The organism is Mesorhizobium sp. M4B.F.Ca.ET.143.01.1.1, assembly GCF_004792275.1.
Classification (GTDB): domain Bacteria; phylum Pseudomonadota; class Alphaproteobacteria; order Rhizobiales; family Rhizobiaceae; genus Mesorhizobium; species Mesorhizobium abyssinicae.
Genome location: NZ_SRSR01000115.1, coordinates 1 through 404, shown reverse-complemented (window position 1 = coordinate 404; position 404 = coordinate 1). Strand labels below are relative to the sequence as shown.

General features: G+C 65.1%; 1 protein-coding gene. It reads left to right on the top strand.

From position 1 onward, the window contains the following. A partial coding sequence (locus tag EN786_RS36210) for a PTS transporter subunit IIC (protein WP_281405033.1) occupies positions 1-404 on the top strand: 404 nt, incomplete at both ends.

Below are 404 nucleotides of genomic sequence, written 5' to 3'. Positions count from 1 at the left end.
GCCGCCACCGACAATCTGGCCTACGGCATTGCGATCGCGGCGCTCGTCGCGGCGCTTTCGCTGCTTTTCGCCGACTGGTCGGCGCGCGCGGTGCAGCAGTTCTACGGCGTTCCCGGCATTTCGGTGCCGCATCTCGCCTCGGCGCAGATCCTGCCGATCGCCATCATCCAGAACTGGATCATGGACCGTATTCCCGGCAGCAACCGCATCAACATCAACACCGAAACCATCGAGCGCCGCTTCGGCGTGTTCGGCGAACCGGTCGTGCTCGGCCTCATCATCGGCCTCGTGCTCGGCGCCATCGCCTTCTACAATGCGGGCGATCTCAGTGTGGTCCTGGCCAAGGTGCTGGGCACCGGCATGACGCTGGCCGCGGTGATGCTGCTTCTGCCGCGCATGGTGAA